The sequence below is a fragment of the Ruegeria sp. O5 genome (assembly GCF_056535105.1).
This window is the reverse complement of record NZ_JBQERN010000001.1, coordinates 707091-732350: the sequence shown is the minus strand read 5'-3', so window position 1 is coordinate 732350 and position 25260 is coordinate 707091. Positions and strand designations below refer to the sequence as shown.

Annotated in this window: 29 protein-coding genes; 21 read left to right on the top strand and 8 right to left on the bottom strand. The window is 58.6% G+C overall.

What is annotated here, in order from left to right; genetic code table 11:
• The first annotated feature begins 40 nt into the window (after positions 1-40).
• Together ACR0M3_RS03650 and tig are read left to right on the top strand one after the other, a co-directional pair.
• The gene (locus ACR0M3_RS03650) at positions 41-1165 is read left to right on the top strand and encodes a porin (RefSeq protein WP_480504712.1); all 1125 of its coding nucleotides are present in this window, start codon (positions 41-43) and stop codon (positions 1163-1165) included.
• A 173-nt stretch (positions 1166-1338) separates the two neighbouring features.
• Complete coding sequence (gene tig, locus ACR0M3_RS03645; RefSeq protein WP_480909754.1) at positions 1339-2670, top strand: trigger factor; 1332 nt, start codon at positions 1339-1341, stop codon at positions 2668-2670.
• A gap of 101 nt (positions 2671-2771) precedes the next feature.
• Here the strand turns inward: tig and ACR0M3_RS03640 are convergent, their stop codons facing one another.
• The 6 genes from ACR0M3_RS03640 to rpsF all read right to left on the bottom strand — a co-directional run bounded on the left by ACR0M3_RS03640 (position 2772) and on the right by rpsF (position 6565).
• Entirely contained in the window at positions 2772-3626 is an 855-nt protein-coding gene (locus ACR0M3_RS03640; protein ID WP_480480382.1) for an acyl-homoserine-lactone synthase, read from the bottom strand.
• Positions 3627-3733: 107 nt separating this feature from the next.
• A complete protein-coding gene (locus ACR0M3_RS03635; RefSeq protein ID WP_267364591.1) occupies positions 3734-4435 on the bottom strand; it encodes a LuxR family transcriptional regulator in 702 nt (233 codons plus the stop codon).
• A gap of 235 nt (positions 4436-4670) precedes the next feature.
• Complete coding sequence (locus ACR0M3_RS03630; protein ID WP_480504716.1) at positions 4671-5156, bottom strand: transglycosylase SLT domain-containing protein; 486 nt, start codon at positions 5154-5156, stop codon at positions 4671-4673.
• Positions 5157-5322: 166 nt separating this feature from the next.
• Positions 5323-5943 carry a 50S ribosomal protein L9 gene (rplI, locus tag ACR0M3_RS03625; protein WP_267364588.1) on the bottom strand — a complete coding sequence of 207 codons (621 nt, stop codon included), beginning with the start codon at positions 5941-5943 and terminating at the stop codon, positions 5323-5325.
• Positions 5944-5955: 12 nt separating this feature from the next.
• Positions 5956-6183, bottom strand: coding sequence for a 30S ribosomal protein S18 (gene rpsR, locus ACR0M3_RS03620; protein WP_005608650.1), 228 nt, complete (start codon positions 6181-6183; stop codon positions 5956-5958).
• Positions 6184-6211: 28 nt separating this feature from the next.
• Positions 6212-6565 carry a 30S ribosomal protein S6 gene (gene rpsF / locus ACR0M3_RS03615; protein WP_209503558.1) on the bottom strand — a complete coding sequence of 118 codons (354 nt, stop codon included), beginning with the start codon at positions 6563-6565 and terminating at the stop codon, positions 6212-6214.
• Between the two features lie 281 nt (positions 6566-6846).
• Between rpsF and ACR0M3_RS03610 the strand changes: the two genes are divergently transcribed.
• Both ACR0M3_RS03610 and ACR0M3_RS03605 read left to right on the top strand, forming a co-directional pair.
• Positions 6847-7365, top strand: a complete 519-nt coding sequence (locus ACR0M3_RS03610; RefSeq protein WP_480504717.1) for a hypothetical protein — start codon at positions 6847-6849, stop codon at positions 7363-7365.
• Positions 7366-7490: 125 nt separating this feature from the next.
• A complete protein-coding gene (locus tag ACR0M3_RS03605; RefSeq protein ID WP_267364582.1) occupies positions 7491-8063 on the top strand; it encodes a YceI family protein in 573 nt (190 codons plus the stop codon).
• Between the two features lie 58 nt (positions 8064-8121).
• Here ACR0M3_RS03605 and ACR0M3_RS03600 read toward each other — a convergent pair whose 3' ends face one another.
• Positions 8122-9345, bottom strand: coding sequence for a cytochrome b/b6 domain-containing protein (locus ACR0M3_RS03600; RefSeq protein ID WP_480504719.1), 1224 nt, complete (start codon positions 9343-9345; stop codon positions 8122-8124).
• Between the two features lie 174 nt (positions 9346-9519).
• Here ACR0M3_RS03600 and fabD point away from each other — a divergent pair, with 174 nt between their 5' ends.
• The 7 genes from fabD to mltG all read left to right on the top strand — a co-directional run bounded on the left by fabD (position 9520) and on the right by mltG (position 15826).
• Entirely contained in the window at positions 9520-10458 is a 939-nt protein-coding gene (gene fabD / locus ACR0M3_RS03595; protein ID WP_480909751.1) for an ACP S-malonyltransferase, read from the top strand.
• 42 nt (positions 10459-10500) lie between these two features.
• Positions 10501-11238: a 3-oxoacyl-[acyl-carrier-protein] reductase gene (gene fabG / locus ACR0M3_RS03590; protein WP_480485277.1), complete on the top strand. Its 738-nt coding sequence runs from the start codon at positions 10501-10503 to the stop codon at positions 11236-11238.
• 207 nt (positions 11239-11445) lie between these two features.
• Positions 11446-11679, top strand: coding sequence for an acyl carrier protein (locus tag ACR0M3_RS03585; RefSeq protein ID WP_050602116.1), 234 nt, complete (start codon positions 11446-11448; stop codon positions 11677-11679).
• Between the two features lie 138 nt (positions 11680-11817).
• Positions 11818-12357 (top strand): GNAT family N-acetyltransferase, encoded by a 540-nt coding sequence (locus ACR0M3_RS03580; RefSeq protein ID WP_267364575.1) that lies wholly within the window; start codon positions 11818-11820, stop codon positions 12355-12357.
• 122 nt (positions 12358-12479) lie between these two features.
• Positions 12480-13223, top strand: a complete 744-nt coding sequence (locus ACR0M3_RS03575) for a 1-(5-phosphoribosyl)-5-[(5-phosphoribosylamino)methylideneamino]imidazole-4-carboxamide isomerase (RefSeq protein ID WP_480909748.1) — start codon at positions 12480-12482, stop codon at positions 13221-13223.
• A 179-nt stretch (positions 13224-13402) separates the two neighbouring features.
• Entirely contained in the window at positions 13403-14668 is a 1266-nt protein-coding gene (gene fabF / locus ACR0M3_RS03570; protein WP_209596796.1) for a beta-ketoacyl-ACP synthase II, read from the top strand.
• A complete protein-coding gene (gene mltG, locus ACR0M3_RS03565; RefSeq protein ID WP_480504731.1) occupies positions 14669-15826 on the top strand; it encodes an endolytic transglycosylase MltG in 1158 nt (385 codons plus the stop codon).
• Positions 15827-15916: 90 nt separating this feature from the next.
• On the opposite strand, the gene ACR0M3_RS03560 is transcribed toward mltG, so the two are convergent.
• On the bottom strand, positions 15917-17182 hold the full coding sequence (locus ACR0M3_RS03560) for a DEAD/DEAH box helicase (RefSeq protein ID WP_480909849.1): 1266 nt from the start codon (positions 17180-17182) through the stop codon (positions 15917-15919).
• Between the two features lie 689 nt (positions 17183-17871).
• Here ACR0M3_RS03560 and ACR0M3_RS03555 point away from each other — a divergent pair.
• From ACR0M3_RS03555 to ACR0M3_RS03510, 10 genes are all read left to right on the top strand, one after another.
• Positions 17872-18216, top strand: coding sequence for a hypothetical protein (locus ACR0M3_RS03555; protein ID WP_480473381.1), 345 nt, complete (start codon positions 17872-17874; stop codon positions 18214-18216).
• Entirely contained in the window at positions 18194-19495 is a 1302-nt protein-coding gene (locus tag ACR0M3_RS03550) for a DNA-packaging protein (protein WP_480909746.1), read from the top strand. The genes ACR0M3_RS03555 and ACR0M3_RS03550 overlap by 23 nt, the downstream gene beginning before the upstream one ends.
• 104 nt (positions 19496-19599) lie before the next feature.
• Entirely contained in the window at positions 19600-20226 is a 627-nt protein-coding gene (locus tag ACR0M3_RS03545; RefSeq protein ID WP_480473379.1) for a hypothetical protein, read from the top strand.
• Between the two features lie 349 nt (positions 20227-20575).
• Complete coding sequence (locus ACR0M3_RS03540) at positions 20576-21739, top strand: phage portal protein (RefSeq protein ID WP_480909743.1); 1164 nt, start codon at positions 20576-20578, stop codon at positions 21737-21739.
• Positions 21732-21950, top strand: coding sequence for a GTA head formation protein, RCAP_rcc01685 family (locus ACR0M3_RS03535; RefSeq protein WP_480480401.1), 219 nt, complete (start codon positions 21732-21734; stop codon positions 21948-21950). The genes ACR0M3_RS03540 and ACR0M3_RS03535 overlap by 8 nt, the downstream gene beginning before the upstream one ends.
• Positions 21951-21964: 14 nt before the next feature.
• Positions 21965-22522: an HK97 family phage prohead protease gene (locus tag ACR0M3_RS03530; RefSeq protein WP_480564259.1), complete on the top strand. Its 558-nt coding sequence runs from the start codon at positions 21965-21967 to the stop codon at positions 22520-22522.
• Positions 22523-22557: 35 nt separating this feature from the next.
• Entirely contained in the window at positions 22558-23736 is a 1179-nt protein-coding gene (locus tag ACR0M3_RS03525; protein ID WP_267365002.1) for a phage major capsid protein, read from the top strand.
• A gap of 171 nt (positions 23737-23907) precedes the next feature.
• Positions 23908-24507 (top strand): head-tail connector protein, encoded by a 600-nt coding sequence (locus ACR0M3_RS03520; protein ID WP_480909741.1) that lies wholly within the window; start codon positions 23908-23910, stop codon positions 24505-24507.
• The gene (locus ACR0M3_RS03515; RefSeq protein ID WP_480485293.1) at positions 24504-24842 is read left to right on the top strand and encodes a phage head closure protein; all 339 of its coding nucleotides are present in this window, start codon (positions 24504-24506) and stop codon (positions 24840-24842) included. Before ACR0M3_RS03520 ends, ACR0M3_RS03515 begins: the two co-directional genes overlap by 4 nt.
• Positions 24839-25252, top strand: coding sequence for a DUF3168 domain-containing protein (locus tag ACR0M3_RS03510; protein WP_480480409.1), 414 nt, complete (start codon positions 24839-24841; stop codon positions 25250-25252). Before ACR0M3_RS03515 ends, ACR0M3_RS03510 begins: the two co-directional genes overlap by 4 nt.
• The last annotated feature ends 8 nt before the right edge of the window (positions 25253-25260 follow it).

Genomic DNA, 25260 nt, shown 5'->3' with positions numbered 1-25260 from the left:
TGGGCAGTATCTGAACCCTGAACCAACTATGGTGAGTGAAATGACCCCAAATATCAAAAAGATATCGGTTGCCGCCTTTCTGACTGCCACGGTCGCTGTTCCGGCAGCCGCAGAGCTGAAATACGAAAATAACAGCGGCGGCTATGTGCTGCTTTACGGGCAGTTAAACCCGGCCTTGATTTCGGTTGATGACGGCCAAGATACCGAGACCCGGGTCCTCGACAACGATCTGTCGAACAGCCGGGTTGGCCTGCGTCTGATGCAGCCATTTGGCCAGAACGAGTTTACCTTCCGCTTGGAATCGGCGTTGGGATTGCCGAACTCGACTGAATGGAACCAGAACGGTACAAACTTTAGCGGCTGGACCCGCGACGATATCCGGTTTGTGGATTTTGCCTTGAAGGGCAGCTACGGCAAGTTCTCGGCAGGTCAGGGCAGCATGGCGGCAGATGGTGCTGCAGAAGTGGACCTGTCCTATGTCGGCACCGCGCTGTATTCGTTCACAAACGATGAGAACTCTGGCTTTTTCTATCGCGGCACAAACGGTGTGCTGAGTGGTATTACGGTTGGTGACAGTTCCAGCAACTTTGATGGCTCACGTCGTGGGCGCGTCCGGTATGACACTCCAACGGTTAACGGATTCTCGGCCGCTTTTGCATATGGTCAGAACATTCTGTCCAGCAGTGACGATGATGACTACTACGATGTCGGCGTGTTCTATGAAAACACCTTTGCAGGCGGTGTAGAGTTTGCGGCAGCTGTCGCGTATTCTGTGCGGGAGCGGGATGACAATTCAGGGGATCGCAAGGATACACTCGGTTCGGCCTCGGTGCTGTTGCCCAGCGGTCTGGGGTTCACGATTGCCGGCGGCACGCGTGACGATGACCGAGCTGGCCAGACGGACCCGAATTACTGGTACGGCAAGGTCTCGTACGAGGGGAACTGGGTATCCTGGGGTAAGACAGGTGTCGGCATCGACTATTATGACGGCGCGGATTTCGAGACCAACGGGTCCGACACCAAGGCATGGGGTATCGCTGTCGTGCAGAAGGTCGAAGCGATCAATACCGATGTTTATCTGAAGTATCGCAACCACGATTTCGATGACGGAACGTCGTTCGAAAACAACGAAGCCTGGGTACTGGGCGCGCGCTGGAAGTTTTAATTGCCTTCCAGCGAGCCAACACGAACGCCCCGGTTTTCGGGGCGTTCTTTTTTGCCAAAACTAGGTTGATTCAGCCTTTGCCCCTTGCACGTTGGCGGCAGGGCAAATAGAAGGCGTCAAATTTGCCCGGCGCGCCCGTTTTGCGCGCCCCGAATCCTATGGGGACTACCAAAATGCAGGTTACCGAGACGCTGAACGAAGGTCTGAAACGCGGCTACAACATCGTTGTGACCGCAGCCGAACTGGACGACAAGGTCAATGAAAAGCTGACCGAAGCACAGCCGGAAATCGAAATGAAAGGCTTCCGCAAAGGCAAGGTGCCGATGGCGCTGCTGAAAAAGCAGTTTGGCCAGCGCCTGCTGGGTGAGGCGATGCAGGAATCCATCGACGGTGCGATGAACAAGCATTTTGAAGACAGCGGCGACCGCCCCGCGCTGCAGCCCGAAGTCAAGATGACCAACGAGGACTGGAAAGAAGGCGACGATATCGAGGTCGCGATGTCCTACGAAGCGCTGCCCGCGATCCCTGAGGTTGATCTGAAATCGGTCGCGCTGGACAAGCTGATCGTCAAGGCGGATGACGCCGCCGTCGAGGAAGCGCTGAACAACCTGGCTGAAACCGCTCAGGACTTCAAAGCCCGCCGCAAGGGTTCGAAAGCCAAGGAAGGCGACCAGATCGTGTTCGATTTTGTCGGCAAGGTTGATGGTGAAGAATTCGAAGGTGGATCGGCCGAAGATTACCCGCTGGTTCTGGGCTCGAACAGCTTCATCCCCGGTTTTGAAGACCAGCTGGTCGGCGTGAAGGCCGAGGAAGAAAAAGACGTCAACGTGACCTTCCCGGAAGAATATGGTGCCGAACACCTGGCCGGAAAAGACGCGGTCTTTACCTGCACGATCAAAGAAGTGAAAGAGCCGGTTGCAGCCGAGATCAACGATGATCTGGCGATGAAGTTCGGCGCCGAGGATTTGGCCGCTCTGAAAACTCAGATTTCGGAACGCCTGGAAGCAGAATATGCGGGCGCGTCGCGCGCTGTCATGAAGCGGGCCCTGCTGGACGTGCTGGACGAAAAAGTGTCGTTCGACCTGCCGCCGTCGCTGGTCGAAGCCGAAGCCAAGCAGATTGCACATCAGCTGTGGCACGAGGAAAACCCTGAAGTAACCGGTCATGACCACGATGAGATCGAACCCACCGATGAGCACAACAAGCTGGCCGAACGCCGCGTGCGTCTGGGTCTGCTGCTGGCCGAGCTGGGCCAGAAGGCAGAGGTGGAAGTCACCGACGCCGAGATGACCCAAGCGATCATGAACCAGGCGCGTCAGTACCCGGGTCAGGAACGCCAGTTCTTCGAGTTCGTGCAGCAGAACGCTCAGATGCAGCAGCAACTGCGCGCGCCGATCTTCGAAGACAAGGTTGTCGACTATGTGTTCGAGCTGGCGCAGGTCAGCGACAAGGAAGTCAGCAAAGACGACCTGCAAAAAGCCATTGAGGCACTGGAAGAGGAATAATCCTCTTCCTTCCCTCTTTTTTCAGAGAGGGCAAAAAAACGGAGCCGCCTGAGATCAGACGGCTCCGCATGGGTGGCTTTTGTGTCTATGAGGTGAGGGGGTCAGGCCTCATGAGCAAAAGCACGGGGGGTATCTAGCAGAGCGATCTTCTGCTCTGGTGTGAACGTATCCGAGAGCGCTTCGATCAGCTTCAGAACGTCTTGGCGTTCAGCTTCGTTTCTTGCGGCGCTCATCTGTTCCACAAAATACTTCTCAAGATCAGTCAGTGGCTTGTGATCCTGATTGGCCGGGCTCTGGGTTGCTGCCTTCTTGGCTGCAAACAGTGCCAGCGCCTCTTCGTCATCCATAAAGACGTTCTCATGGATGCCTGCAAACTCACGCAGGCCCGAGATGCGTTCATCGGTACAATCCAACAGCGCGGCCAGTGCCGAAACTTTCCCCATGGGAACCGTTTCGCCGACATAGTCATATGGCGCGCAGTTCGACCGTTTCAGGACCCGGTCCATAACCGGATCGATTACGGTGATGATATCCTGAATGCCTGCGTTCTTGGCATATTCCAGAGAGCCGATCATCAGCTCGCAGGTGGCATAAGAGACAGAATTCTTTTCCTTGCCGCGTGTAAGACGCTGCGTGTCCACGCAGAAGCGTGTCGATTCCCACATGGTTGCGCTGCGAAGTGGTGCTTCCCCGCAAAGGATTGCCGAAAACACATCCGACAACATATGAGGTCCTGTGGTCTGAAGGGCACGCACGGCTGCGACGACATTCCCCCCGTCGTCGAGTCCGATTACATATGCCGGGTCCAGATGATCGAATTCATCAATTTCCTTACCGTCTTCGATCTTTACGTCCCATCCAAGACGTCCGCCAAAAACACGTGCTCTCAACTCGAACATTTCGTCAAGAACTTCGCTGAACATATGTCTGTTCAGGCCATCTACCACGATGATCATTTCTTCCCCCTTCGAGTGGTTGTTCGGTAATATTGACGTTACCGCTCTCGAAGGATTTTTCTATTGGGGGATTCCCGTATTTTGGCGGAATTTGGGGATTTTTTTGTTTATCCCGGGGTAATAAGCCCGATCGCTATCGCCCGCCCTACGGCCTGAGGGGTGGTCAGCGCACTAAGCTTTTCCCGGCTCGAACGCAAGTGTACTTCTACGGTTCGATGCGAAATCGACAAAATATCGCCGATATCCTGCTGCGACTTACCTGCAGCGACCCATTGCAGGATTTCCGCTTCGCGAGAGGACAATGTCGGATGATATAGTGCGCCGGTCAGCTGATCCGAGGACACGACGTTGTCGTGGATGTGCACGGCCATGGCCTGCAAATCGCCGATAAAGTTCGTGTAAAGCTTACGCCACTCTTCCTTGCTGCAATTTCGGGTTGCGCTCAGCAGGCCAATATCACCGTAGGGGCCACGTACCGGGATCGTAACACCCTGACTGGGCAAGCCAAAATCGTGAGCATCCCGGAAAACGCGTTGAAAATCTGGGCTTCTTTCCAGACGGCTCCAATCCACCGGCGCGATACTGCGGCGGGCCATGTGGATGGTCGGATCGATCATGATCAGACCCTGTTTCTGGTAGTGCTCAGTCCAGGCGTCGTCATAGGTGACAAAGCCAGCCACAGTTCCTGCCGCCGGATTCATGCCAGCGTAGGCAGCATGATCCATGTCATGCTTCTCACAGATTTGCCTTAGAAATTCGGTATATCGAACTTCTGAATCCGGCAGGGTGCTCAGATCGACAATTTCCATGTGGCGCCTACCAGCTGTGGCCCATCTTGCTGCCCGATGGTGTCGTCGAGCATGCGTATTACACAGAGTGGAACCCGTTTACCTCACCAAGTCAGAACATCATACTTTTCTAAACATGACAAGGAGAGGTCTAAATTGTCTGTGCAATATCGCATATTGCGACACCCAATAGAACATTTTTGTCACTATTCAGTTTCAAGTGCTGATTCCGATCGAATTCTGACGCGAATGACCGTCAGGGTGTTGGCCTAAGCCCGGTTTCGACCAGCATTCCTCGGGCTTTAGCTTCGGGATAAAAACCTTTGGCGTACAGAAAAATTGCCCTGCGTTGGTCCCCATCTGAAAGCATCCACGCCCCGCGCAAGTACTTCCCGGCAAACTCAAGGTTGGTGTCGGCGTCCAGCAAACCTTCGGCTTTGCCGGTGTATCCCATCGAGCGCGCCGTGGCTGGCAGGATCTGTAGAAGGCCGTAATAGGGCCGGTTGACGGCCCATGGTCGGTGTGTGCTTTCGCGAATGGCCAGCTTGTGAACCAGTTCCCGCGGAATCTCGTAATGGTCCGCCCATCTGTTGATCGAAGCTCTCAGCTCGGGCGTTTCATTCGGGTGGAGCGGCGGGTCAAAATGTGGCGTACCCGCCTTGGAGACCTGGTCTGCCCCGCAGGCAACCAACGACACAAATAGAAACAGTGCCAGGAAACTTTGGCGCAGATAAACAAGCATTTTTCGGTCCTCTGGATTTCGGCGGCAATGATACGGAACGACAATGAGCCTTCAAGCGTACACGGGAAAATGGGCTGAAACTTGCCGGTACGACTTGTGAATACAAAGGGAAAAAAGAAAAGGCCGCGCTTTGGCGCGACCTTTAGGATGCTCACAAGCAGCCGGATCAGGCTTTGGCTTCGTCTTCCGCAACCGGTGCCGCGTCGGCAACCATGTCATCATCATCCGAAGCGGCCGAGCCGATGTCGTCGAACAGTTCGGCGATTTCGAATTCAGCAGCGGCTTCTTCTTCAGCAGCCAGTTCCTGAATCGATTTGCCCGAAGCCTGCAGTTCGGCTTCTTCTGCCGAACGGGCCACGTTCATTTTGATTTCGACTTCAACCTCGGGGTGCAGTTTCACTGCGACAGTGTGCAGACCCAGTTCTTTGATCGGGGCGATCAGGACAATCTGTTTCTTGTCGACGGTGAAACCTGCTTCGGTTGCGGCGTCAGCGGCGTCACGCGGGGTGACCGAACCGTACAGAGCGCCGGCATCCGATGCCGAGCGAATCACGATGAACTGCTGACCGTCCAGCTTTTCAGCCAGTGCTTCAGCTTCTTTCTTGGTTTCCAGGTTGCGGGCCTCAAGCTGCGCTTTCTGGGCTTCGAACGACGCGATGTTGGCGTCGGACGCGCTCAGGGCTTTGCCTTGGGGCAGCAGGAAGTTGCGGGCGTAGCCGGGCTTGACGTCAACGACGTCGCCCATCTGACCCAGTTTCGCAACGCGTTCCAGCAGGATAACTTGCATGTCAGTCTCTCCTTACTTCACAGCGTAGGGCAGCAGGGCGAGGAAGCGGGCGCGCTTGATAGCACGGGCCAGTTCACGCTGCTTTTTCGCCGAAACGGCGGTGATGCGCGAAGGCACGATCTTGCCACGCTCAGAGATGTAGCGCTGCAGCAGACGGGTGTCTTTGTAGTCGATTTTCGGCGCATTCTCACCCGAGAACGGGCAGACCTTGCGGCGGCGGAAAAATGGTTTTGCGGCCATGGTTTAGTGTCCTTTTCTCAGGCGTTGATCAACGGCGCTCGCGGCGTTCGCCACGTTCGTCACGCTTCTGCATCTGAACCGACGGACCATCTTCGTGGCCGTCGACCTTGATGGTCAGAACGCGCATGACGTCTTCATGCAGGCGCATCAGGCGCTCCATTTCCTGCACCGCGCCCGAGGGGGCATCGGTTTTCAGAAAGGCATAATGGCCCTTGCGGTTTTTGTTGATCTTGTAGGCCATCGTCTTGACGCCCCAGTACTCGCTATCAACCAGCTTGCCGCCGTTGTCAGCCAGAACGGTGCCGAAATGTTCGACGAGGCTTTCCGCCTGCGCGTTGGACAGATCCTGACGCGCGATCATTACATGCTCATACAGTGGCATGTGCACTCCTGTTTATATCAAGGCGCATTTCATAGGCGGGGCCAAACGTTCCTTCGCGACCCTGCCACGAGAGGCTGCGCGATTCATACGACTGCGAAGGATGGCCCCATATACACGTCTGAGCCACAAGGGCAAGCCCTGCCACATATGCCTCTGAGACGCCGCCCAAATTCCTTTAGGCCGCCCAATTGCTGACGCTTTTCGGCTCAAAGTTGTTTTGCATACCGGACATCAACCGGATCAACAGAATTTCGAAAGTAACCTTAAAAGGGTGACGTGTTATGACCGCTACTAACACAAACGCATATCAGGAAAACGTTGCCGGCTCGCGATTTGAGAATTCAGTGCCGGTAATGATCACGTTTGCACCTAACTGGAAGGCCCGCCTGATCCTGGCGCGGATGGTCGGGGCGTTTTTGATCGTTTCTGCGTTCTCAATGTGGTTGATGCCCGGATCGGTGGTCGGCGCAGATGTTTGGCCGATCAAGATGGCGGCATCCATGCTGTTTCTGGTCGTTGGTGTCGCTCTGCTGACAATCGAGGTTCTTGACCCGCGCCCTGACGCCTATTTCGACCCGATCCGCCGCGAAGTCCGGGTATTGCAGAGAAACGAAGACGGACGCCCTCAGACTGTCCTGCGCCGCAGCTATGACTCGCTGGGTGGGGCACGTTTCGAAGAGAATGAAGTCCATCTGTTTGACGTGGACGGAAGTCTTTTGATGAAGCTGCCACTTGAATCGGCGGATGTCAGCCGGGCGCTGAAAGGTCAGCTTAGCAAAAGCGTAACAATTTTCGGCTGAGTTTTATTCTGTTCAAAAAAGAACAGAAGTTGTGAATCAAAAAAGGTTGTGTGCTGCCCTTGGGTGGCACATTTTGCATTCAAGCAGTCCTGACGGACTGCATTCACAAAACCGCGGAGATTGATATGAAATCCACCCTTCTTGCTGCTGCATTGGCCGTATCAGCGACAACGGCATTCGCCAGCGCCGAGAAATACGTGTTGGATCCCAGCCACAGCCAAGTCATTTTCAGCTATGACCACCTTGGGTTTTCAACCACGACTGGCATGTTTTCCGGCTTTGAAGGCGAGATCATGTTTGACCAGGAAAACCCCGCCGCTTCGAGCGTGAACGTTTCGATGCCCGTGTTGGAGATGTTTACCGGCTGGAAGCCCCGTGAAGATCACTTCATGACCGAGGATTTCTTTGGCGCGGCCGAAGGAGATTTGATCACCTTTACATCTACAGGAATCGAAGTGACCGGTGACAACACCGCGAACATCACCGGCGATCTGACGATGAACGGTGTGACCAAATCGGTTGTTCTGGACGCAAAGCTCAACAAGGCCGACACTCACCCGATGGCAAATCAGCCCTGGGCGGGTTTCAATGCCACAACAACGCTGGTCCGTAGCGAATTCGACCTGGGTCAGTTTGCACCGTTTGTCAGCGACGAAGTGCAGATCCAGATTTCGGTCGAGGCACAAAAAGCCGAGTAATCGCGGAATCACGAACAGAAAAACGCCGGTGATCAAATCACCGGCGTTTTTTTTTGCCTTACTGACCGCGTGCCGCAGTGAGTTCCACGGATACTGCGACGGTAAAGCCCAGCGAGTCTTCGGTAGGCTGCGATGTGCCTACATCAAACGCCAGCCGGTTAAGCTCGGTCGTGCCCGCCATTGTGGCTGTGTCGCCCTGAAGATCCAGCGAGAAGGGCAAAACGACGTCGATCGACTTGTCTCGAATTGTAAGCGGGCCGCGCGCCTCGTACCCATTTTCTGTTTTATAAAGGTCGGCCTTGAACTGGGCAGTTGAGAACCGGGCGGTATCGAAGAAATCCGGCCCCATGGCCTGATCAGTTACGGTTCCAAGACTAAGCGAGCCAATGGCTATCGTGACATCGACAGATCCCGCCAATCCCGGGCCTGTGGGCTCGTCAAAGGCAATTGCTGCCGTCCAGTCGGAAAACGTACCCGTAACGGGGCTGTTCAGTTGCGAAATGGTAATCGACAGCGTGCCGTTCTGAACCTGCCATTCAGATTGAACCTCGGCCAGTTGGACATCCGGGGTTTTTTCAACGTTTTGGGCAAGCTTTCCAGTTGCCCAGCCACCGGTGACGACGACGCCCCAGACCGCCAGTGCGGCGACGGCTGGAATCAGTGAATGGGTTTGATGTGGTGGTTCCGGCACATCAGACAGGCCCGGCAACATCCGGCGCAATGTGCTGTCCTTGTCTATGACGTGATGTTTCAGCGCACCTGCGACATGCAGGACAAGGGAAACAACCAGAACCCACATGAATAGCCAGTGCAGAACCCCTGTAACCTCGGCCACGGCGGTGGATTTCGGTACAAAAGGCAGGTTTTGGCCGAAGGGCCAAAGGATTGGGGCAAAGCCTTCGGTCGCGGCGTGGTGAATCCAACCAGTCAGCGGTACAAGGACCAGCGAACCGTAAAGCAGCCAGTGGACGGTTTCAGCGGCGAAGGCTTCGGGCTTGTTGTCAGCATTCAGAAGGCCGGGCTTGGTTTGGGTGAACGCCCAGAGAATGCGGGCCAATGCCACGAAGAACACGGTGACCCCGACGGTCTTGTGCAACGAGAACACGCGCGCGGCGCGGGCAATTTCCACCTCGGTAGGGGCAGTCGCCGAGTGTAATACCGCATGCGCCAGATTGTCTGCGACCCAGCCGAGGGGCAAAGCTGTGAAGATCAGCAACGCGGTCAGCCAATGAAACGTCTTTGCGATGCTGCCGTAGCTTGAAAAGGAATTGGTCGATTGCATATGTCGGGCGCTCCGGGATTCTAGGGTGTGCCCAAGGTAAAGGCGGATGAAACAGACACAAGTGAGCGCGGGTGCACACAAAAGGTGCCAGAATGCAGAAAGCAGGCAATACTTGTGCCAGACGGTCAGTCAGTTTACACCCCGCCGCAACCTGACACCATCCATGAGGTTGCAATGACACTCGCGTTCGTTTTCCCGGGGCAAGGCGCCCAGACCATAGGTATGGGCAAAGCTTTGGCTGAGGCCTACCCGGCAGCTCAGGCCGTCTTCGATGAGGTGGACGATGCGTTGGGCGAGAAGTTGAGCAGCCTGATCTGGGACGGCGATATTGCTGACCTGACACTGACCCAGAATGCCCAACCCGCGTTGATGTCAACATCGATGGCAGCCATGCGCGCTTTGGAAGCCGAAGGCGTATCAGTCAGCAAGGCGACTTTTGTGGCGGGGCATTCGCTGGGTGAATACTCGGCCCTGGCCGCGGCGGGTGCCTTGTCTGTTGCAGATACAGCGCGTCTGTTGCGCACCCGTGGTCAGGCCATGCAAAGCGCCGTACCCGTGGGCGAGGGGGCCATGGCCGCCATTCTGGGGCTGGATCTGGAGGCTGTGCGCGCTGTGGCGGAAGAAGCCGCACAGGGCGAGGTCTGTCAGGCCGCAAATGACAACGATCCCACGCAGGTCGTCGTATCGGGTTCAAAAGCGGCTGTCGAGCGCGCAGCCGAGATCGCCAAGGAAAAAGGCGCAAAACGTGCTGTTATGTTGCCTGTAAGTGCTCCATTTCACTGCGCGCTGATGAAACCTGCTGCAGATGTAATGGCAGAAGCGCTTGCTGCCGTCGAAATTAAGGCCCCTGTCATACCTTTGGTGGCTAATGTGCGCGCCGAGGCTGTCAGCGATCCGGATCTGATCCGTCAATTGCTGGTCGAGCAGGTGACAGGTTCGGTTCGCTGGCGGGAAAGCGTGCAATATATGGCGGCACAAGGCGTGACCGAAACATGGGAAATCGGCGCTGGCAAAGCGCTGTCCGGTATGATCCGCAAGATCGATCGCGAAATCGCGGGTAAGGCTGTGGGCACACCGGAAGATGTTCAAAAGGCCATTCAGGCCGAATCGTAAGCAGAATTTGCGTTGTAGCCGACGCAGCAAGAGGGAAACCGAATGTTTGATTTAACAGGTAAGAATGCGCTGATCACCGGTGCTTCGGGCGGTATCGGAGGCGACATTGCACGTGCGTTGCATGGCGCCGGTGCAACGGTTGGATTGTCCGGTACACGCGTTGAACCGCTTCAGGCTCTGGCCGACGAACTGGGCGAACGCGCCCATGTTCTGCCCTGCAACTTAAGTGACCCGGAAGCCGTTGAAGCGTTGCCAAAGCAAGCGGCTGAGGCGATGGGATCGGTGGACATTCTTGTAAACAACGCCGGAATCACGCGCGACAATCTGTTCATGCGCATGTCTGATGAAGAATGGCAAAGCGTCATTGACGTGAACATGACCTCGACCATGAAACTGTGCAAAGGGGTGATCCGGGGCATGATGAAGGCGCGCTGGGGCCGGATCGTCAATGTCTCGTCCGTGGTGGCCGCAATCGGTAATCCGGGGCAGGCGAACTATGCCGCGTCGAAGGCCGGTATGATCGGGTTTTCCAAAGCTTTGGCTCACGAAGTTGCGACACGCGGAATTACTGTAAATGCCGTGGCACCTGGATTTATCACGACGGCAATGACCGAGAAACTGACCGAGGAACAGAAAAAGGGTCTGTTGCTCAAGGTTCCAGCCGGGCGCATGGGCGATCCGGAGGAAATTGCAGCTGCCGTTCTGTATCTTTCCAGCCCCGAAGCGGGCTATGTTACCGGAAGCACCTTGCATGTGAACGGCGGTATGGCCATGTTGTGAGCGCGACAGGGGCGAGTGCGAAAGCGTTTGCCTCTTGCGTCGACTATGCTATAGGCGGCGCATCTATGCGGGGCCGGTCGTTCAGGTCGGCCTTCTATTTCCCGGTTCGCCGGGACCGAAACCGCCCAAAACGGGCAAACCAAAGCCAACCCGTGCGGGCAAGGGCAGAATCGGGCGGACCGCCCTGTAAAGGAATGAGGAATAGACATGAGCGACGTCGCAGATCGCGTTAAGAAGATCGTTGTTGAGCACCTGGGTGTTGAAGAAGATAAAGTCGTGGAAAACGCGTCCTTCATCGACGATCTGGGCGCAGACAGCCTGGACACTGTTGAGCTGGTCATGGCCTTCGAAGAAGAGTTCGGCATCGAGATCCCCGATGACGCAGCCGAGACCATCCAGACCTTTGGCGACGCCGTCAAGTTCATCAGCGAAGCGTCCTAAGCGTTTCTTTCTGATTAAAATCGGCGCTTCCGGGCAACGGGGGCGCCGTTTTTTTATGCCTGCCCGAATTTCGGACTTGCGTGGCTATTGTGGCCTGCGCACTGTTTCCACTGAGGCAAAACTCAAAGTGGACAGGGCATGATAAGATCCACTCCGATGATAAATACCGCGCGTTTGACGCTGTGCGCTATGCGCCCAGAGGACTTTGACCGGTTCGCGGAAATCTGGCGTAACCCTTGCGTCGTGCGGCATATCGGCGGTTCTCCCCGATCGCGTGGCGAAGCGTGGGATTCTTTCCTGCGTAATGCGGGGCATTGGCAGATGGCCGGTTTTGGTCAGTGGGGCGTAATGCAGCAATCGAATCGCAAGCTGATCGGGCAAGCCGGATTCTTCTATAGCAACCGATGCATGGGCGACGATTTCGACGGCTTCCCCGAGGCAGGGTGGGTTCTGGTCCCCGAAGCACAGGGGCAGGGATTGGGATACGAGGCCGCCAAGGCTGCGCATGACTGGTTTGACCGGGTGATTCCCGGACCGTTGGTCGCGATGATAAACGCTTCAAATACATCCTCGCAGAAACTCGCCAAAAAGCTTGGCTATGTTTTGATGCGGGAAGGGGTGTATAATGAAACCCCGGTACACTTGTTACGACGCAACGGACCGCCAGCCCGCGCGTAAATTCGCCACTTAATCAGTATGCCGCAAAATGGCCAAACTGTGCCGATCCCGGAGATTTCGGGCGGGCATTCCAGTTGTATGGTGCCGGGGATTTCAAAACGATTGAGCGGAGGACCGAGCTCATGAGGATTTACCCCACGATGGAACTGCAGAACGGCCGGTGTGTCTCGCTGGACAAGGGTCGTCTGGAAGAAGCGATGATCTGGCACGTGAATCCGGTAGAAACCGCACGGAGCTGGGCAGAGGCGGGTGCCGAATGGATGCACCTGACGGATTTCGACGCGATCGAGGGCAAGGATACCAACGCGCAGCTGGTCGGAGATATCATTCGCAAGGCCGAGATTCCGGTGCAGCTGGCGGGTGGCATGCGCACGCGCGAACAGATTGAGCGCTGGATCGACAAGGGCGCGGGCCGCGTTGTGGTTGGCACGCTGGCCGCGCGCGAACCGAACCTGGTCAAGGAACTGGCCAAGCTTTACCCGGATCAGATCGTGCTGTCGGTTGATGTCTGGCAAGGCCTTGTTATGACTGACGGCTGGCGCAGCCAAAGTGCGTTCTCGCCCGAAGCCTTTATCGACGCGTTCGGCGATGCGCCTTTTGCCGCCATCGTGGTGACGGATATCGACAGCGACATCGAAGATGTCGAGGCAAAGCTGGGTCTGATCTCGCGATTGGCAAACCATTCGCGTACCCCGGTGATTGCCAGCGGTGTCGTGCGCACGGCAGACGATATCTCGCGGCTGGCATACATCCCCAATATCTCGGGCGCGATTGTCGGGCGCGCGTTGTTCCGCAAGACACTAGACTTGGCCAAAGCACTTGAAACTGCCAAATCGGCCCACGAGCCAGTCGCGCAGTTTCAGTAAGCAACTCCGCCCTTTCGGCTGAACGCGCGAAAGGGCGGTTTTGACAAGCGCCGAATTTCCGGTTTCCTTGGGCATTCGGCGGCAGAACGCCGGGGCGGAAAGAACCGTTGCTCTTGCCCCCGCACCCCGGGCCGGGGTATGAGCGGTTCTCATAACAGGAAGCAGGCAAGAGGCACTTCATGCGCAGAGTCGTTGTAACCGGTCTTGGATTGGTCACTCCTTTGGCCAGCGGGGTCGAGGAAACCTGGTCGCGGCTGCTGGACGGAGAGTCCGGCGCAGGCCCAATCACGCATTTCGATGCAGAGGCAAGCGGGGTCGCAACGACCTACGCCTGCGAGGTGCCGCGCGGCGACGGAACCAACGGGACCTTCAATCCAGATGACTGGATGCCGCTGAAAGAGCAGCGCAAGATCGAAGACTTTATTCTGTATTCCATCGCAGCCGCCGAAATGGCCTGTAAGGATGCAGGCTGGCTGCCGGAAGACGAAGAATCGCGCCTGCGTACTGGTGTTCTGATCGGCTCGGGCATTGGTGGTCTGGGATCGATTGCCAATACCGCGAACCTGATCCGCGACAAGGGTCCGCGCCGGGTATCTCCGTTCTTCATTCCGGGCGCACTGATCAACCTGGCCTCGGGTCAGGTATCAATCCGCCACGGGTTCAAAGGGCCGAACCACTCGGTCGTGACCGCGTGTTCAACCGGGGCGCACGCAATCGGCGACGCCAGCCGCATCATCCGGGCGGGTGACGCGGATGTCATGGTGGCAGGTGGTGGCGAGGGCTGCATCTGCGAGATCGGTATTGCCGGGTTCAACGCATGTAAGGCGCTGTCGACCAAATATGCAGATAATCCCAAGGCTGCCAGCCGACCCTATGACGTGGACCGTGACGGTTTCGTTATGGGAGAGGGCGCTGGCATCGTGGTTCTGGAAGATTACGAGCACGCCAAGGCGCGTGGTGCCAAGATATACGCCGAAGTTCTGGGCTATGGTATGTCGGGCGACGCCTATCACATCACCGCCCCGTCCGAGGATGGCGACGGGGCCGAACGCTCCATGAGAGCGGCGTTGCGCAGCGCCGGGCTGGAGCCGAAAGACCTGGATTACATCAACGCGCATGGCACCTCGACCATGGCGGACACGATCGAACTGGGTGCTGTCGAGCGCCTGTTGGGCGAGCATGCCGGGAATGCGACGATGAGCTCGACCAAGTCGGCAACCGGTCACTTGCTGGGTGCTGCGGGTGCGATTGAGGCGATATTCTCAATCCTGGCGATCCGCGATCAGGTCGCACCGCCAACAATCAACCTGGACAACCCGGCAGTTGAAACTCCGATTGATCTTGCCCCCAACGCCAAGCGCGAGCGTGAGATTAACGTGGCGTTGTCGAACTCGTTCGGGTTTGGCGGAACCAATGCCAGCGTGATCTTCGGAAAGGTCAGTTAAATGTGGCGGGCCATCGCTTCGAATGCGCTGACCATCCTGGTGGTCGGCCTGTTTCTGGTGGGCGGTCTGATCCTGTGGGGACAGTCGCAGTACAAGGCCGAAGGCCCGCTTGAAACTGCGATTTGCCTTCAGGTCAAAAGCGGTTCGAATATGACACGTGTCAGTCGCGATCTGGAAGATCAGGGTGCCATTCGCAGTTCAATTCTGTTTCGGATGGCCGCTGACTATACCGATCAGGCGCAGCGGTTGAAAGCGGGCAGCTTTCTGGTGCGCGAAGGCGCGTCTATGGCGCAGATCATCGAAGAAATCACCAGCAGCGGCGCCAGCACTTGTGGGTCGGAAATCGAATACCGTATCGGTGTGACACGCACCCAAACCCGCGTGCGTGAATTGAACCCGGCAACATTGGATTTCGTCGAGATTGCTTCATTTGATGCGGCAGAGGAAGAAACGCCTGATGCCTATACCGAGAAGCGCAACGAGGCTGACACGCGCTATCGCGTGTCGCTGGCCGAAGGTGTGACCTCGTGGCAGGTGGTTGAAGCTCTGAAATCATTCGAAGCGCTGTCAGGTGAAGTGACCGAGATCCCGGCTGAGGGCATGTTGGCCCCGGACAGTTACGATGTTGTGGCCGGACAGGATCGCAATGCGATTTTGCAGGCCATGCAGGACAAGCAACAACTGCGGATCAACGCGGTTTGGGAAAGCCGCCAAGGCGGGTTGCCGCTGGACACTCCTGAAGAGATGCTGATCCTTGCGTCTATCATCGAAAAGGAAACCGGTGTTCCGGAGGAACGTGGCCAGGTCGCCAGTGTGTTCGTGAACCGCCTGAAACAGGGGATGCGGCTGCAAACAGATCCGACCGTCATCTATGGCGTGACAAAGGGGCAGGGCACATTGGGTCGCGGGTTGCGGCGCAGCGAACTGAACCGTCCGACACCGTGGAACACCTATCAGATTGACGGGCTGCCCCCGACGCCGATTGCAAATCCGGGTCTGGCGAGCCTTGAAGCTGCGGTCGCGCCGGATGACACCAACTATGTATTCTTCGTCGCCGACGGCTCGGGCGGTCATGCGTTTGCAGAAACCCTGCAGGAGCATAATCGCAACGTTGCCAAATGGCGCGAAATTGAGGAACAGCAAAGCTCGGGGAATTAAGCCCGGCGGGTTGCTGGATTTGCTAACAAAAAACGCCGACGCCGGTATGAATACTGGCGTCGGCGTTTTCTTTGGCAGCCTCTTCAGCCCTTAGGCGGCTGAACGTCTTTTGTTGGGACGGCGCCGTCTGCTGCTGGAAGGTTTCCCATCCCCGTTGGCTGGTTTGGGCTTGAACCCGCGACGGCGGTTGTTTTGACGACGTGCAGGTTGCTGAACCTCGACCCCTTCCGGCATGGTGCCGCTTGTGACAGGGATTTCAATTTTCATCAGCTTCTGGATTTGACGCAGGAGGTCGACTTCTTCCGGTGCACAGAACGCGATCGCTTCCCCTTCGCGCCCGGCACGGGCGGTGCGCCCGATACGGTGGACGTAATTGTCGGGTACGTCGGGCAGGTCGAAGTTGATGACATAGGCGACACCGGGGATGTCGATGCCACGCGCGGCAACGTCGGTGGCCACCAGTATGTTCACCTCTCCAGCGCGGAAGGCATTAATGGCCCGGTCACGCTGGCCCTGGCTTTTGTTCCCGTGAATTGATGCTGCGTTGAAGCCATCGGCGACCAGCCCTTTCATCAGCCGTTCAGCGCCGTGTTTTGTGCGGGTGAAGACCAGCGTCAGTGCATCCGCGTCCTGCGACAGGATTTGGCGAAGTTTAGAGGGTTTTTCGGCTTTTGGAACAAAATGAAGGGACTGGGTGATCTTGTCCGCCGCCTTGCCCGGGGGTGAAACCTGCACCCGCTGTGGATTGTTCAGATAGGCGCGGCTGAGCTCCTCCATCTGTTTCGGCATTGTGGCCGAGAACAGCATGGTCTGGCGGGGTGTTCCCAGTGCAGGCGCGATGCGACGCAGAGCGTGAATGAAGCCCAGGTCAAGCATCTGATCTGCTTCGTCCAATACCAGATGGCGCACCGAACCAAGGTCAACAGCGCCGCGTTCCATCAGGTCAATCAGGCGCCCCGGGGTGGCGACCAGAATATCGGTGCCGCGGGCAAGGAACATCACTTGTTTGTTGATCGACTGGCCACCAACAACTGTGGCGACCCGCAGCTTTGTTCCTTTCGTGAGGGTGCGCAAACTGTCGGCGATCTGGTTCACCAACTCGCGTGTAGGGGCGAGGATCAGCGATTTGGCTGTTTTGGGATCGGGCTTGCCGGGTTGTGCCAGCAGGTGGTCGATCAGGGGCAGGCCAAAAGCCAGTGTCTTTCCGGTGCCGGTTTGGGCCAGCCCGAGGATATCATGCCCATTCAGGGCCAGCGGAATGGCCTGGTTCTGAATCGGGGTGGGTTGTGTAAATTTGGCGCGCTTCAACGCGTCATTCAGTGTCGGCGCGAGGCCGAGCATATCGAAGTCGAACAAAAAATTATCCTTTACGGCCCGCAGGTTAAGCCCCGCGAGCAGGTGATGACTGGCCACGTTCATGTGACCGGCAGGGTTGAGCGAGACCTCGGGATGCGCGAGCGAATCCAGCGCCATCCGGCCATCGCGTAAAGAACCCTGCGTGAAGGGGAACCGGGAGTTATGTGTTGGCGCTGTGGGGCCTGAAGCCCGACGATGCTCACGCGGTGGCGCCGTGATGAGGGGCACATGAGGGTTTCGGGGGGGAATGTCAAGGACTGGTTTTGCAGCGCGCAGGACCCTGACGCGCCGAAATCGGGTGACGCGGGTGATTTTGCACCAGATTTCGGAAATGTCAGATTTGTACACGCGTCCGCGCGGGGTTTGTGCAATTTGTACGCTCCGAAAGCGGCACGGGGGTAACCCTGTATTAACCCCTCTGGTCGGTGAGGCGGTCAGGGCTAGGGAGGCAAAAGGGCGGGGCGGGGTTTAGGCCGAGGGTTACTACAGCCGGAAATTCACTGTCCGTTAACCTGCACCGTACGATCCCTGTTGCGCGACTGTTGCGTAAACCCTTGACTTTGCGCGCTTTATCCCGTATAGGTTGTGTCATGCTAGAAGAAGTGGGCGAACGGCCTCGGGGTGACCCGGTGGCCGTTTTTTCGTTTCTCTCGTGCGGAGAACACTCACGCATGAGGTCACAGGCAAACATGACTTTGATTACCCCGGAAGAGCGGATTTCCCAGACGGCTGAACTGTTGCAGTCCCTGGAAAGGTCCATTCGCGATCTGCGGCAAGCGGCAGAAGACCTGCGCAAACAGATCGGTGCCGGGGAGGATGCAGATCTTGCTGGTTCAGCCAAGCAACTCGGTCAGCTGGAGGGGCTGATCCGAAGTTGCCAGAAAGTGGAGACAAGCTTTGTCGAACAACATTACAGACAAGCCGGAATTGCCCAAGGAGGGTACGCGCTCGACCTTGAGCGGGCCCGATTTGAGATCGGGTGCAGGCTGGCTCGCCTCCGCCAATGCTGCGGTGCGGGAGAGATTTCTGAGTGAGATCGGGGAGGGGGGGCTGTGTGCCCTCCCTTTCCTGTTTGAATTCTGGGCGCTGCCGCATCAATTGCCGCCCGAGGGCGACTGGCGGTCCTGGGTGATCATGGGCGGGCGTGGCGCGGGCAAAACGCGGGCAGGGGCCGAATGGGTGCGATCGATGGTCGAGGGTCCGAAACCGCTGGACAAGGGCGAGGCGTGCCGCGTGGCGCTGGTGGGTGAAACATTCGATCAGGTGCGCGACGTGATGATCTTTGGCGATAGCGGGATATTGCAATGCTCGCCCCCGGATCGGCGGCCCACGTGGAAGGCATCGGAACGCAAGCTTATCTGGCCCAACGGGGCCGAGGCACAGGCGTTTTCAGCGCATGATCCCGAAGGGTTGCGCGGGCCGCAATTTGATGCGGCCTGGGTGGATGAGCTGGCCAAGTGGAAGAAGGCGGGTGAGACCTGGGACATGCTGCAATTTGCGCTGCGCTTGGGCGAGCGGCCCCGGGTTTGCGTGACCACAACGCCGCGCAATGTGAAGGTTTTGAAGGAGTTGCTGGCGTCACCCTCTACCGTGCAGACCCATGCGCCGACCGAAGCGAACCGGGCCAATCTGGCGGCGTCGTTTCTGGAAGAAGTGCGCGCGCGCTATGCGGGTACGCGGCTGGGGCGGCAGGAGCTGGACGGGGTGCTGCTGTCAGACGCGGAAGGAGCGCTGTGGACGGGTTCGATGCTGGAGGCGGCGCGCTGTGCGCAGGTGCCCGAATTGGATCGCATCGTGGTGGCGCTGGACCCGGCGGTGACATCCGGGTCAGGAGCGGATGCCTGCGGGATCGTGGTGGTTGGCGCGCAAGTGCAAGGCCCGCCTGAGGCGTGGCGGGCGTTCGTGCTGGCTGACCGGACGGCGCAGGGCGTTGGCCCGGCGGGCTGGGCGCAGGCGGCGATTGACGCGATGGATGAGTTCGGGGCCGAACGGCTGGTGGCCGAGGTCAATCAGGGCGGGCAACTGGTGGAAGAGGTCGTGCGGCAGGTAGACCCTCTGGTCCCATATCGCGCGGTGCGGGCGTCACGCGGCAAGGTCGCGCGGGCCGAGCCTGTGGCGGCGCTGTACGAACAGGGGCGGGTGCGCCATGTGGCCGGGTTGGACGCGTTGGAGGAGCAGATGTGCCAGATGACCGCGCGCGGGTTTGAAGGGCAGGGCTCGCCCGACCGCGTCGATGCGCTGGTCTGGGCGCTGCATGAGTTGGTTGTGGGGCCTGCGGGGGTGTTTCGAAGGCCGAGGGTGCGGGCGTTGTGAGCCTAACGATGGCGAAGGAATGACGACAACAAAGCTTTAACCAAGCTTTGCTATCAACTGTTTGCGGCTAGTTTCTGGAGATTTGGCAGTGTATAGGCCAAGCTATGCAAAAGGTCACAGTAACCAATACTAACAGATTTGATTTAAAAGATATTCTTGACCCCGACGAAAAGTTACTTTGGTCAGGTGGACCGGGTTACGGAACCAAGTACTTTCAAGTTGTAGGTGACGAGCGTAAGCTCCATTTCTTTAACTTAATTGCTTGTGTTGTCATGTGGGCGACGCTGCCTTTCATCAATGCCGACGCCCAGTTTGGTCCCGGTGATGCGCTTTGGATTTATGGGGCCACGACGATCGCCTTTTTCTTGTTTTCAACAGGCATGGCGAGCCAACGTCAGTATGTGCTGAACAACCTAGCCTACTTCGTCACAGATAGGCGCGTGATTGTTTGTAGGCGCGGTAGAAATTGGAGACTTGGTGTACGGCTCTATGTCATATCGTGTGAGCATTCAGCAACGTTTCCGTACTCTGTTGTCGATACGTGCCCTTACCCGTCACTTGAGGTTGGTATTCTTCTTTCCGAACAGCAAGTACAGCCATTCGGACTCGGGCTTTCTCACCCAGGTCATCCAATTCTCTTTGGCAGGACGCATTATCCAATTTTGCTAGACTATATTCCGGATGCCGAGCATCTAGTTGCGACTATTCGGTCGTGTTGCCTTGACAGGTAGGACCATGGACTTCATCGGAAAAGTACTGAAGTTCCCATCTGCAGCTGAGTTGCCTGTTCTGAAGCAAGGGTTATTTGTCAGACTGATCTTCGTTGCAATCTTGCTGTTTGCGTCGATTTCAGAAAAACGATCGTTCCTCTACTACGTACTAGCCCTCCCTTGGATATACTTGGTACTGATGTTCAGCGTGATCGAAAGCAGGTTTGTGAACCGAAACGATCCGCGTGATTGACCCGTTGCCCACCCCCCGTTGCCCACCCCCCGTACGCCCCATTCCCAAGCCCTAAACTTCTCTGCGTCATAACTCCTTTCAACAAGCCGGGCAGAGCGGCGGCAGAAAGGAGCACAGATGGTATTCGATTTCTTGCGTCGTGGATCGGCTGGGAGCGCGCCCGAGGCGAAGGCGAGCGCGACCGGGCCTGTGGTGGCATGGCAGACCGGCGGGCGCGTGGCGTGGAGCCCGCGGGACACGGTGTCGCTGACACGGACGGGATTTTCGGGCAATCCGGTGGGGTTTCGGTCGGTCAAGCTGATTGCTGAATCGGCGGCGGCTCTGCCCTTGATTTTGCAGGGTCAGGGGCAGCGCTTCGATGCGCATCCGATCCTGGCCCTGTTGCGGCGCCCGAATGCGGCGCAGGGGCGGGCAGAGATGCTGGAGGCCCTGTTCGGGCAGTTGCTGCTGTCGGGTAATGCTTATGTCGAGGCGGTGCAGGCTGAGGACGGGCTGCCGGTTGAGCTGCATGTTCTGCGCTCGGACCGGATGAGCGTGGTGCCGGGGGCGGATGGGTGGCCCAAGGCCTATGATTACAGTGTCGGTGGCAAGACGCACCGGTTCGCGGCCAAGGCCATCTGTCATATCAAGACGTTCCACCCGCAGGATGATCACTACGGGTTCTCGCCGATGCAGGCGGCGGCGACGGCGATTGATGTGCACAACAGCGCCTCGCGGTGGTCGAAATCGCTGCTGGACAATGCCGCGCGGCCCTCGGGGGCGCTGGTGTGGAAGGGCGGTGATAGGCACGGAATGATGGCCGAGGAGCAGTTCCGCCGCTTGTCCGACGAGATCGAGCAGAACTATCGCGGGGCGCGCAATGCGGGTCGGCCGATGGTTCTGGAGGGGGGGCTGGATTGGAAGCCGATGGGCTTTTCCCCCTCGGACATGGAGTTTCAGAAGACCAAGGAAGCCGCCGCCCGCGAGATCGCGCTGGCCTTTGGGGTCCCGCCGATGCTGCTGGGCATACAGGGCGACGCGACCTATTCAAACTATCAGGAGGCCAACCGGGCGTTTTACCGCCTTACCGTGCTGCCCCTGGTGACGCGGGTGGCGGCGGCGGTGTCGGAGTGGCTGACGGGCTTTACCGGCGAGGACCTGATCCTGAAGCCCGATCTGGATCAGGTAACGGCCCTGTCTGCCGAGAGGGATGCGCAATGGGCGCGGGTCAACCGGGCGGAATTCCTGAGCGATGTGGAAAAACGCAGGTTGCTGGGTCTGCCGGAGCGTGCCGATGGCTGAGGGGTATCCGCCGTTCGACTGCGCGCCGGGGCTACGTCTGGCCGCGCATGAGCGGGTGGCCGAGATCCAGCACGCGCATCTGTGCAGGCGGCTGGATCAGATCGAAGAGATGATGGAGCGGCTGGAGAAACGGCTGTGGCTGACAGTCTATGGTGTGGCCGCAGTGATCCTGGCGCAGGCGTTTCAGTCATTCCTGGTGGTAACGCCATAAGTTCAGTGGGTTACATGGAGAAGTTCATGGATTTGGAGCATAAGTTCGCAGGGTTTGGTGACATCCTGTCAGTGACCGAGGATGCGGTGATCGAAGGCTATGCCAGCCTGTTCGGGCAAGTCGATCAGGGCAGTGACATGGTGCAGCGCGGGGCCTATCGCGCCTCGCTTGAGGGGCTCGCCAAGGCGGGTCAGCGGGTCAAGATGCTGTGGCAGCACGACCCGGCGCAACCCATAGGTGTCTGGGACGAGGTGCGCGAGGACGACAAGGGCTTGTGGGTCAAGGGTCGCCTGCTGGAAAGCACCCAGAAAGGCCGGGAAGCGGCCGAGCTGATCCGGGCGGGTGCGATGGATGGCCTGTCGATCGGCTATCGCACCAAACGGGCCGTGAAGAATGACAAGGGCCACCGGGTCCTGACCGAACTGGAGCTGTGGGAGGTGTCGCTTGTGACCTTCCCGATGCTGCCCAGTGCGCGGGTGGCGGCAAAGGGGAGCGACCCCGATGCCGAGAACACCTGGCGCAGTATTGCCGAGGTGTTCAACGACGCCCGGCAGGAGCTGGCGCGGACCTAGCGCGCCTCAAACCCACCCAAAAACAGGACATGCTGATGAGCAAGACCGAGATCCCGGCCTTGACCGGAGAGGGTGCGCCCCTGGTTCAGGAGGTGAAGCAGGCGATGGCTGGCTTCGTGAATGAATTCAAGGGCCTGAAGGCTGAAGTTAAAACCAAATTGCAACAGACAGAAGAGCGACTGACCATGCTGGATCGTAAATCAACCATCGCGGCGCGCCCGCATCTTGCGGCCTCGACCCTGGACGGTGCCCCGCACCAGAAGGCGTTCGACGCCTATGTACGCTCGGGCGAGGATGATGGGCTGCGCGGGCTGGAAATGGAGAGCAAATCGCTGTCCACCGCCGTCAACAGCGATGGTGGGTATCTGGTCGATCCGCAGACCGCCGAGACGATCAAGTCGGTTCTGAACGCAACCGCGTCAATCCGTTCGATTGCGTCGGTGGTGAATGTCGAGGCGAATTCGTTCGATGTGCTGATCGACCATACCGATGTCGGTGCCGGCTGGGCAGATGAGAATTCGGCCACTTCCGAAACCGGAACCCCGTCGATTGACCGTATCTCGATCCCGCTGCACGAGTTGAGCGCGCTGCCCAAAGCCTCGCAACGTTTGCTGGATGACAGCGCGTTCGATGTCGAGGGCTGGCTGGCCGGTCGGATTGCCGACAAGTTCGCCCGTGCCGAGGCGGCGGCCTTTATCACGGGTGATGGTGTGGACAAACCCAAGGGTCTGATGATCCACCGTGCGGTATCCGATGACACGTGGTCCTGGGGCAGCCTGGGGTATGTTGCCACCGGCATCGATGGCGGCGTCGATGCGGATGCGATTGTCGATGTGGTTTATGCGCTGGGCGCGCAATACCGGGTCAATGGCACATTCGTCATGAACTCGAAAACGGCGGGTGTGATCCGCAAGCTGAAGGACAGTGATGGCCGTTTCCTGTGGTCGGACGGTCTGGCCGCCGGTGAGCCCGCGCGCCTGATGGGCTATCCGGTACTGATTGCCGAGGACATGCCGGATGCGGCCTCGGACAGCTTCTCGATCGCGTTTGGCGACTTCAAATCCGGTTACACCATCGCCGAGCGCCCCGATCTGCGCGTGCTGCGTGATCCGTTCAGCGCCAAGCCGCATGTCCTGTTCTATGCGACCAAGCGTGTGGGCGGCGATGTGAGCGACTTTGCAGCCATCAAGCTGGTGAAATTCGGCATCGCCTAAGCGGTGACGAATCCGGGGGGCCATCGGCCCCTCGGGCGGCGGGCGCGGGCCGGGGTGAGATCCCCCGCGTTGTCTAGCTGCTCCCCTCCGTCCGAGCAACGTGGGGCGGCGCGTGCCCGTCATTTTCCTGACTGAGGCCCCCGGTGGGGTCCGAGATTGCGGAGTGAATGGATGATGTTGATCGAAGAAACCGCCATCGCGGATGCGGCGCTGCCGGTGGATCAGTTCAAGGCGCATCTGCGGCTGGGCAGGGGCTTTGCCGAGGATGACGTTCAGAACGAGGTGCTGAAGGGTTTCCTGCGGGCGGCCATGGCCGCGATTGAGGCGCGCACCGGCAAGGTTCTGATCGAGCGCGACTTTTCATGGAGCCTGAGCGGTTGGCGCGATCCGTCGGGCGAGGTTTTGCCGGTTGCTCCGGTGACATCGGTGCTGGCCGTGACGCTGACCGATGCGGCAGGTTCTGAAACCGTTGCGGATGCGGCGGTGTATCGGCTGGAACGCGATGGCCAGCGCCCGCGGGTGCGGCCGGTCGGGTCGGCCCTGCCTGCGATTGCAACGGGGGGTGCGGTGAAGATCTCCTTCACGGCCGGAATGGCCCCGGATTGGGCCGGTTTGCCTGCCGATCTTGGCCAGGCGGTACTGCTGCTGGCGGCGCATTATTACGAATACCGGGACGAGACCGCGCTGGGCGCGGGGTGTATGCCGTTTGGGGTTACCAGCCTGATCCAGCGCTATCGGATGGTGCGCTTTGGGGCGGGGGTGGTGCAATGAACACGCCGCGTCTGAACCGCAAGCTGGTGCTTGAGGCCCCGATGCGCAGCGCTGACGGGTCCGGGGGATATACCGAGGCATGGGCCGCGCTGGGAACGCTGTGGGCCGAGGTCACGGCGCGCAGTGGTGCGGAACGGCAGATCGCTGGCGTTTCCGTCTCGCGCGTGGGGTATCGCATCGTGGTGCGGGGCGCGCCCGAGGGATCGACCATGCGCCCGGCGCCGGATCAGCGGTTTCGCGAAGGCAATCGCCGTTTCGTCATCCGCGCCGTGGCTGAGCGCGACGCGCGCGGCCAGTACCTGACCTGTTTCGCGGATGAAGAGGTGGCGGCATGAGTTATGGCGTATCAGCCGCCCTGCAGGCGGCGGTGTTTCAGCACCTGACCGGGGATGCGGATGTCAGCGGCCAGTCCGGTGGCGCGATCTATGACGCGGTGCCGACGGGAACGGTTCCGCAGACCTATGTGACATTGGGCCCGGAAGAGGTCCGCGACGCTTCGGACCGGTCGGGCGCGGGTGCGATCCACCGCTTTACGGTTTCGGTGGTGTCCGAAGCCGCCGGGTTTGGCGCGGCAAAGACGCTGGCTGGGGCGGTGTGTGACGCGCTGGACAATGCGCCGCTGGTTCTGAGCCGCGGGCATCTGGTCGGGCTGTGGTTCGAGCGCGCCTCGGCCCGGCGGACCGGGACCAGCGGCAGCATCCGCCAGATCGACCTGAGATTCCGCGCCCGCGTGGAAGACGACTAAGCAATCAA

Excerpts from the sequence above, each read along its gene's own strand:
- rplI (WP_267364588.1), bottom strand. The coding sequence starts at position 5,943 with ATGCAAGTTATCCTGCTGGAACGCGTTGCGAAACTGGGTCAGATGGGC.
- ACR0M3_RS03605 (WP_267364582.1), top strand. The coding sequence starts at position 7,491 with ATGAAATCCACCCTTCTTGCTGCTGCATTGGCCGTATCAGCGACAACG.
- fabG (WP_480485277.1), top strand. The coding sequence starts at position 10,501 with ATGTTTGATTTAACAGGTAAGAATGCGCTGATCACCGGTGCTTCGGGC.
- ACR0M3_RS03530 (WP_480564259.1), top strand. The coding sequence starts at position 21,965 with ATGGAGAAGTTCATGGATTTGGAGCATAAGTTCGCAGGGTTTGGTGAC.
- ACR0M3_RS03575 (WP_480909748.1), top strand. The coding sequence starts at position 12,480 with ATGAGGATTTACCCCACGATGGAACTGCAGAACGGCCGGTGTGTCTCG.
- ACR0M3_RS03510 (WP_480480409.1), top strand. The coding sequence starts at position 24,839 with ATGAGTTATGGCGTATCAGCCGCCCTGCAGGCGGCGGTGTTTCAGCAC.
- rpsR (WP_005608650.1), bottom strand. The coding sequence starts at position 6,183 with ATGGCCGCAAAACCATTTTTCCGCCGCCGCAAGGTCTGCCCGTTCTCG.
- fabD (WP_480909751.1), top strand. The coding sequence starts at position 9,520 with ATGACACTCGCGTTCGTTTTCCCGGGGCAAGGCGCCCAGACCATAGGT.
- ACR0M3_RS03585 (WP_050602116.1), top strand. The coding sequence starts at position 11,446 with ATGAGCGACGTCGCAGATCGCGTTAAGAAGATCGTTGTTGAGCACCTG.
- ACR0M3_RS03600 (WP_480504719.1), bottom strand. The coding sequence starts at position 9,345 with ATGCAATCGACCAATTCCTTTTCAAGCTACGGCAGCATCGCAAAGACG.
- tig (WP_480909754.1), top strand. The coding sequence starts at position 1,339 with ATGCAGGTTACCGAGACGCTGAACGAAGGTCTGAAACGCGGCTACAAC.
- ACR0M3_RS03515 (WP_480485293.1), top strand. The coding sequence starts at position 24,504 with ATGAACACGCCGCGTCTGAACCGCAAGCTGGTGCTTGAGGCCCCGATG.
- ACR0M3_RS03650 (WP_480504712.1), top strand. The coding sequence starts at position 41 with ATGACCCCAAATATCAAAAAGATATCGGTTGCCGCCTTTCTGACTGCC.
- ACR0M3_RS03555 (WP_480473381.1), top strand. The coding sequence starts at position 17,872 with ATGACTTTGATTACCCCGGAAGAGCGGATTTCCCAGACGGCTGAACTG.
- ACR0M3_RS03630 (WP_480504716.1), bottom strand. The coding sequence starts at position 5,156 with ATGCTTGTTTATCTGCGCCAAAGTTTCCTGGCACTGTTTCTATTTGTG.
- rpsF (WP_209503558.1), bottom strand. The coding sequence starts at position 6,565 with ATGCCACTGTATGAGCATGTAATGATCGCGCGTCAGGATCTGTCCAAC.
- mltG (WP_480504731.1), top strand. The coding sequence starts at position 14,669 with ATGTGGCGGGCCATCGCTTCGAATGCGCTGACCATCCTGGTGGTCGGC.
- ACR0M3_RS03610 (WP_480504717.1), top strand. The coding sequence starts at position 6,847 with ATGACCGCTACTAACACAAACGCATATCAGGAAAACGTTGCCGGCTCG.
- ACR0M3_RS03635 (WP_267364591.1), bottom strand. The coding sequence starts at position 4,435 with ATGGAAATTGTCGATCTGAGCACCCTGCCGGATTCAGAAGTTCGATAT.
- ACR0M3_RS03580 (WP_267364575.1), top strand. The coding sequence starts at position 11,818 with ATGATAAGATCCACTCCGATGATAAATACCGCGCGTTTGACGCTGTGC.
- ACR0M3_RS03545 (WP_480473379.1), top strand. The coding sequence starts at position 19,600 with ATGCAAAAGGTCACAGTAACCAATACTAACAGATTTGATTTAAAAGAT.
- ACR0M3_RS03640 (WP_480480382.1), bottom strand. The coding sequence starts at position 3,626 with ATGATCATCGTGGTAGATGGCCTGAACAGACATATGTTCAGCGAAGTT.
- fabF (WP_209596796.1), top strand. The coding sequence starts at position 13,403 with ATGCGCAGAGTCGTTGTAACCGGTCTTGGATTGGTCACTCCTTTGGCC.
- ACR0M3_RS03520 (WP_480909741.1), top strand. The coding sequence starts at position 23,908 with ATGATGTTGATCGAAGAAACCGCCATCGCGGATGCGGCGCTGCCGGTG.
- ACR0M3_RS03540 (WP_480909743.1), top strand. The coding sequence starts at position 20,576 with ATGGTATTCGATTTCTTGCGTCGTGGATCGGCTGGGAGCGCGCCCGAG.
- ACR0M3_RS03535 (WP_480480401.1), top strand. The coding sequence starts at position 21,732 with ATGGCTGAGGGGTATCCGCCGTTCGACTGCGCGCCGGGGCTACGTCTG.
- ACR0M3_RS03525 (WP_267365002.1), top strand. The coding sequence starts at position 22,558 with ATGAGCAAGACCGAGATCCCGGCCTTGACCGGAGAGGGTGCGCCCCTG.